The 511-nt window shown below is 62.0% G+C and carries 1 protein-coding gene; it reads left to right on the top strand.

What is annotated here, in order from left to right; all coding sequences use genetic code 11:
* A partial coding sequence (locus HCZ87_RS20785) for an Asp/Glu racemase (protein WP_167647025.1) occupies window positions 1-511 on the top strand: 511 nt, incomplete at both ends.

Raw genomic sequence — 511 nt, 5'->3', positions numbered from 1 at the left:
CCTCTATTCCGAGCGGTTTTCGTTTCACTCCAGCCGCATGCGGATGAAGAAGGTCACCAGGGAAGAGCTCGCCGCGATGGACAAGGACAGCGACCGCTGCGCCTTGGAGCTATCGGATGCGGCGGTTGACGGGATGGGCTATGCCTGCCTTGTTGCGATCATGTCGATGGGCCGCGGGTATCACCGCGAAAGCCAGGCGCGGCTGCATCAGGTGACGGTGGACAACGGCCACCCCGCGCCGGTGGTCAGCTCCGCCGGGGCGCTGGTCGATGGCTTGCATCTGATGGGGGCCAAACGGGTGTCGATCGTGACACCCTATATGCGCCCACTGACCGATATGGTGGCCGACTATATCACCGCCGAAGGCGTCGAAGTGACCGACAGTATCGCCCTGGAGATCCCCGACAACCTGGAGGTTGCAGCGCAGGATCCCATGAACCTGACCGAGATCTACAAGCGCGCGAACCTGAAGAACATCGACGCGCTTGTGCTTTCCGCCTGTGTCCAGATG

Source organism: Phaeobacter sp. HF9A, assembly GCF_011806385.1.
Taxonomy (GTDB): domain Bacteria; phylum Pseudomonadota; class Alphaproteobacteria; order Rhodobacterales; family Rhodobacteraceae; genus Epibacterium.
This window is presented reverse-complemented; position numbering and strand designations above follow the sequence as displayed.